The organism is Streptomyces sp. NPDC031265, from assembly GCF_055570295.1.
The window spans coordinates 1-5,071 of sequence record NZ_JBVIHM010000062.1; the positions used below are offsets into that span (position 1 = coordinate 1).

General features: G+C 68.5%; 7 protein-coding genes. 5 read left to right on the plus strand and 2 right to left on the minus strand.

Annotation, left to right across the window (positions count from 1 at the left end):
* Nucleotides 1-46: 46 nt before the first annotated feature.
* A complete protein-coding gene (locus ACZ499_RS39970; RefSeq protein WP_468682142.1) occupies nt 47-1,093 on the plus strand; it encodes an amidase in 1,047 nt (348 codons plus the stop codon).
* A gap of 13 nt (nt 1,094-1,106) precedes the next feature.
* Here ACZ499_RS39970 and ACZ499_RS39975 read toward each other — a convergent pair whose 3' ends face one another.
* Together ACZ499_RS39975 and ACZ499_RS39980 are read right to left on the minus strand one after the other, a co-directional pair.
* The gene (locus ACZ499_RS39975; protein WP_468682132.1) at nt 1,107-1,295 is read right to left on the minus strand and encodes a hypothetical protein; all 189 of its coding nucleotides are present in this window, start codon (nt 1,293-1,295) and stop codon (nt 1,107-1,109) included.
* Nucleotides 1,296-1,508: 213 nt separating this feature from the next.
* Nucleotides 1,509-2,501, minus strand: coding sequence for a GlxA family transcriptional regulator (locus tag ACZ499_RS39980; protein WP_468682133.1), 993 nt, complete (start codon nt 2,499-2,501; stop codon nt 1,509-1,511).
* Nucleotides 2,502-2,575: 74 nt separating this feature from the next.
* Here ACZ499_RS39980 and ACZ499_RS39985 point away from each other — a divergent pair, with 74 nt between their 5' ends.
* The 4 genes from ACZ499_RS39985 to ACZ499_RS40000 all read left to right on the plus strand — a co-directional run bounded on the left by ACZ499_RS39985 (nt 2,576) and on the right by ACZ499_RS40000 (nt 4,983).
* A complete protein-coding gene (locus ACZ499_RS39985; protein WP_468682135.1) occupies nt 2,576-3,163 on the plus strand; it encodes a cysteine hydrolase family protein in 588 nt (195 codons plus the stop codon).
* Nucleotides 3,164-3,870: 707 nt separating this feature from the next.
* Nucleotides 3,871-4,194 carry a hypothetical protein gene (locus tag ACZ499_RS39990; RefSeq protein ID WP_468682137.1) on the plus strand — a complete coding sequence of 108 codons (324 nt, stop codon included), beginning with the start codon at nt 3,871-3,873 and terminating at the stop codon, nt 4,192-4,194.
* A 73-nt stretch (nt 4,195-4,267) separates the two neighbouring features.
* Entirely contained in the window at nt 4,268-4,513 is a 246-nt protein-coding gene (locus tag ACZ499_RS39995; protein WP_468682139.1) for a hypothetical protein, read from the plus strand.
* 158 nt (nt 4,514-4,671) lie between these two features.
* Nucleotides 4,672-4,983 (plus strand): hypothetical protein, encoded by a 312-nt coding sequence (locus ACZ499_RS40000; RefSeq protein WP_468682140.1) that lies wholly within the window; start codon nt 4,672-4,674, stop codon nt 4,981-4,983.
* The last annotated feature ends 88 nt before the right edge of the window (nt 4,984-5,071 follow it).

Here is a 5,071-nt window from a genome sequence, read left to right on the forward strand (position 1 = left end):
GCCCCCCAGTCGTAGCCACACGGCGGCACCCTGGCGAACCAGAACATTGTTTCTCTCCCCCAGGGAGGGGCACAAAAAAACCCCCCCCCCCCCCCTCCCCTCTTCCCCCCCCCCCCCCCCCCCCCCCCCCCCCCCCCCCCCCCCCCCCGGGGCCGTACCGTTCGCACATGCCAATGACGCGGGCGGCTCGATCCGCGTCCCGGCCTCCTGCTGCGGCCTGGTCGGCCTCAAGCCGGGCCGCGGCCGCACCCCGTCCGGACCGCTCACCGGCGAGGCCGCGTTCGGGCAGCTGGTCGAGTTCGGCCTCACCCGGACCGTACGGGACGCGGCACACCTGCTCGACGCCGTGTCCGCGCCGACGGTCGGCGAGAAGTACCAACTGGCGCCGGTCACCCGCCCCTACGCCGACGAGGTCCGCACGGACCCGGGCCGGCTGCGGGTCGCCCTCACCACCGTGCCGTGGTCGGGCGTGCCCGTCGACCGCCAGATCGCCGAGGCGACCGTCGCGGTCGGCCAGGTCCTGGAGTGGATCGGCCACATCGTGACGGAGGCGAGCCCCGACGTCGATGCCGACGAGGTGGTGGAGGCGGTCATGCTCAGCGCCGTCTCGACCGGCGGCGCGGTGCTGCGGGGCGCCCCGCGCCGACCCGACCCGTCCGCACTCGAAGGCGTCTCGCGCCGCATCCTGGCCGAGGCCGAGTCCTTCACCGCGCTGGACGTCCTGGCCGCGATGGAGGCCCAGCACCTGGTGACCCGGCCGATCGGCCGCTTCTTCCTCGACCACGACCTACTGGTCACCCCTACGCTGGCCCAACTCCCCGCCCGGCACGGCACCCTGGACTACGACGACGCCCGCCACAGCATCCGCTCCTGGCTCCGCCGCATCTTCGAACACGGCCCGTTCACGGCCCTGTTCAACGTCTCCGGCCACCCCGCGATCAGCCTGCCCCTGAGCCAGAGCCGCGAGGGCCTGCCCATCGGGGTTCAACTGATCGCCGCCCATGGCCGCGAGGACCTGCTGCTGCGGGTGGCGGCGCAGCTGGAGCAGGCGGTGCCTTGGGCGGAGCGGCAGCCTGGGGTTTACGTGGATTGAGGGGACGCGGCGGTTACTTGTTCCGGGAGCCGGCCGGCCCCGGGCGCCTGCGGCCGGAGGCGCCGGGCTTGCGCGCCGGGGAGCCCTTGTGCGGGGCGTCGCCACGTCCAGGCGGGGCCGGGGCGTCCTCACGGGCGGGCGTGACCGGGGCGGTGGCGTCCTTGTTCCGGCTGGGAGATGACGCCGTCACCTCCGTCGACATGGACGCCGTCCTGGTGGAACAGGCCGTCAAGAACACGCAGGCCGCCGGTTTCCATCCCCGCGTCGTCTGCGGGGACGGGGACGCCGGATGGCCTCCAGCTACCCCCTACGACCGAGCAGGGGCGAGGCCGTTACTCCTGGCTCTGCCTCGCGATGGCCTTTCATGGCCCTCGACTGATGGTCTGCTGTGAAGCGGTTGGTGGTTGGCCCGCAATCAACGTCTCTGTCCGGAGGGTGGCCGTTCGGCGAACCCGGTGCGGTAGGCGCGAGGGCTGGTCCCCAGGCGGGATGTGAAGTGCTGTCGCATGGTGACTTCGCTGCCGAAACCGGACCGGCGGGCGACTTCGGGCATGGGCAGGTCGGTACGTTCGAGGAGTTTCTGGGCCATCGCGATGCGGTGGTCCAGGAGCCAGCGCAACGGTGTGGTTCCGGTGGCCGCCGCAAAGTGCCGTGCGAAGGAACGCGGCGACATTCCGGAGCGGGCGGCGAGCGCGGCCACGGTGAGTGGCTCGTCGAGATGCGCCAGGGCGAAGGCACGTACCTCGGCCAGCGCGTCCGCGTCGCGGTCGGCGTGCGGGGTGGGATGTTCGATGAATTGGGCCTGGGTGCCGGTCCGGAAGGGTGCGGTGACCATGGAGCGGGCGATGGTCGCGGCTGCCTCCGCGCCGTGCGCGGTGCGCACCAGATGCAGGCACAGGTCGATGCCGGCGGCGGTACCGGCGGCAGTCCACAGATTGCTGTCCTCGACGAACAAGGCGTCCGGTTCGACGTGCACCTGTGGATGCCGGGTCTTCAGCAGATCCATCAGCGCCCAGTGGGTAAGCGCCCGGCGGCCGTCCAACAGTCCTGCCTGGGCAAGCGTGAACGCGCCGCCGCACAGTGCGGCGATGGTGGTGCCCCGGGCGTGGGCGCGGCGCAGCGCTGCGAGGACGGGCTCGGGCGCCGGGGTGACGTGGTCGTCCAAACCCGGCACGAGGATCAGCTCGGCGCGAGGCAGCCAGGCGAGGGTGCGGTCCGGTGTGAGCGCGAGCCCGCCGCGCATCGGTACCGGTTCGGAGCCTGCGGCCACCCGGCGCAGCTCGAACGCGGGGACCCCGTGGTCAGTGCGGTCCGCGCCCCACACCTCGGTGATCACCGATACATCGAAGGCCCGGATGCCGGGAAAGGCGAGCAGCGCGATGCGGTGGGCTGGTGCTGGTTGGGTCACCTTGGCAGTAAACCATCGATCGCTGTCTTCTCGCCGTCTGTGAGAGAGCCCGTCAGGGCGGCAGGATCGTGGGCATGGAGATCACACAGAACGCGGCGCTGGTAGTGGTGGACGTCCAGAAGGGCTTCGACGAGTCGGAGTTCTGGGGCCCGCGCAACAACCCGGCCGCTGACGAGAACATCGCCTCGCTGATCGCGGCCTGGCAGAACACGGACCGGCCGGTCGTCTTCGTACGGCACGACTCGAACAAACCCGGCTCGCCGCTGCGGACCGGGTACGAGGGAAACGACTTCAAGGAGTACGTCGAGGAGCAGCGCGGCAAGGGCGGCGGGCCGGAGCTGTTCGTCACCAAGTCCGTGAACTCGGCGTTCTACGGCACCCCCGACCTTGACGACTGGTTCAAGGCGGCGGGCATCAACCAAATTGTATTGGCCGGTATCCAGACCAACATGTGTGTGGAGACCACCGCCCGCATGGGCGGCAACCTTGGCTACGACGTGCTGGTCGCCCTCGACGCCACCCACACCTTCGACCTGTCCGGCCCGAACGGCTGGCATCTGACAGCCGACGAGCTGGCCCGAGCGAGTGCCGTCTCACTGCATGGCGGGGGCTTCGCCCGGGTGGTGACGACCGGCGAGCTGGTGACCGCCGTCCGCCCCTGACACCCCAGATCAGGGGTGCGGCCACCTCAAGCGCCCAGGGGTCGGATCGGCTGCTCGGTCTCAGTCGTTGGGGCCCCGGGCCTCGGGGCTCGCGGGCAGGCTCGCGGCGTCATGGGCGGCGAGTGCTTTCCCAAAGGCGCGACCATGACCGGCCTCACCCAAGACGACCTCGACACCATCGCCGCCGGACTCAACAGCAGACCCGGCAAAACCGGGCGACTTCGGAGATCGATCGTCTTGCTCGACCTCAACGCGATCTGGACGGCTTCCTCACAGAACTCCGGCGAGTACATGCTGGGTGGCGCGACCTTGCCTCGTTTCCTGTTCAGGGCAACCCTATTGCGTCCCCGTCCGGAAACGTCGAGGATCCTCACCCTTGCCCAGCTCGCGACCGGGTTCGGTATCGGGCCGCTCACCACTGCAGCACGGAAGCCATCGAGGTCCTGGCCACACTCGCGCCCACCCCGTCCATCGACCGCATCGAAAAGAATCCCCCGCTCAGACCACCCGAGCCTCACCCCACAGGCCAAAAGATCAAGTAGTGCTGTCGGCAGGTTGCGAGCCCATTAACCAAGGGTGATGATGCAAATACGCTCCGAAAGCGCAGGAAGGTCTTGCTTCGTCGCGCAGGCACTCCGGAACACCGCCGTCGACGTCCGCGCAGGCCGCTGCCCGGCGCTTGATTCCAGCAAGAGAAAAGGACACCCATGCCGATCGCTGATATGAGCTGGAACATCCTCTGGTCCAGCACCGGAGGCGGCACGCTGGAGATGAACATCGGCGCACAGAAGGCTGTGGGGCAGGTCAGCCTGGGGCAGGCCGATGGCGCCGGCCTCTGCAATTCGGGCATTCGCGGCTTTCGGACACGCCCGAGTCCCACAGGGTCGGAGAATGTGACGGATTTCGGCGACAACTTCTACAACTGGCCGAACACCGTATTTGACGAGCACTTGACGAGCGTCACGTTCGCGCTCGCGCTCGGCTCAGGGCAAGAAGGCACCGCCGTTTGCAACATCTTCCGATGGAGCTGATCACATGATGTCGCAAGACGCTCTCGGCGGAACCGACGGATCCGTAGAGCCCGAATCTCGGTACGTGTTTGTCGTGTATGACAGAGGCAGCGGGGCGATCCACCACGTCCATCAGGTGGTCAACCTGCCCGGAGCAGAGGTCCGCGACCGCGAGCAGATGGAGCAGACCGCTCTGAGTTACGTCTCTCCTCAGGTAAGAGAACGGGAAGGGGCCGACCTCGCCGTGCTCAGCGTTCCCCATGACCAGCTGGAGCGGGGGAAGTTCTACCGTGTCGACCATGAACAGCAGGTGCTGTTGGCCGTGGAACGGCAACGTTAGTCAGGACCGGCTCTGGACTTCGGCAACCGCGCGTTGCCTTCCTGGTGTGCGGGTGAGGCGCCCGGCAGGCGAGTTCCGCACGGGTGGGGTAGCTGGGCCCGGCAATAGAGCGGGAATTAGGTATTCCCAACCGTACGGGCTGTGAAAGTCTGCGCTGCATGAGCATAGCGAAAAAGGGCACGCGGATGGTTGTTGTGGACGGGGACAGTTATCGCTGGGTGGTGGCGCCCAACGACGAGCCCGGTCTGGCCATCGTCGTCGTGCACGGGGAAGCGGACGGGCAGCGCATGGTGACGTGGGTCGAGCACGGAGTGGTGGTCGCGCCGGGATTGGTCGCGGCTGCCATCCGCCAGGCGTTGCTTCACCATGGCTGGACACCCCGGGAGCGTGGCAAGCAGCTCACGTTGCGATGTCTGGACGCGGATCCCGATGCCGCGAATCTCAGCGTGGTCGCCTGGCCACCCTGCTAGGGCGTGTTTCGAAAGTCCCGTCTGCCCGGCGGCGTCTGGCACGCACGCTCGCCGCGTTGTCGGGATCACCCCGATACAACCAGTATCG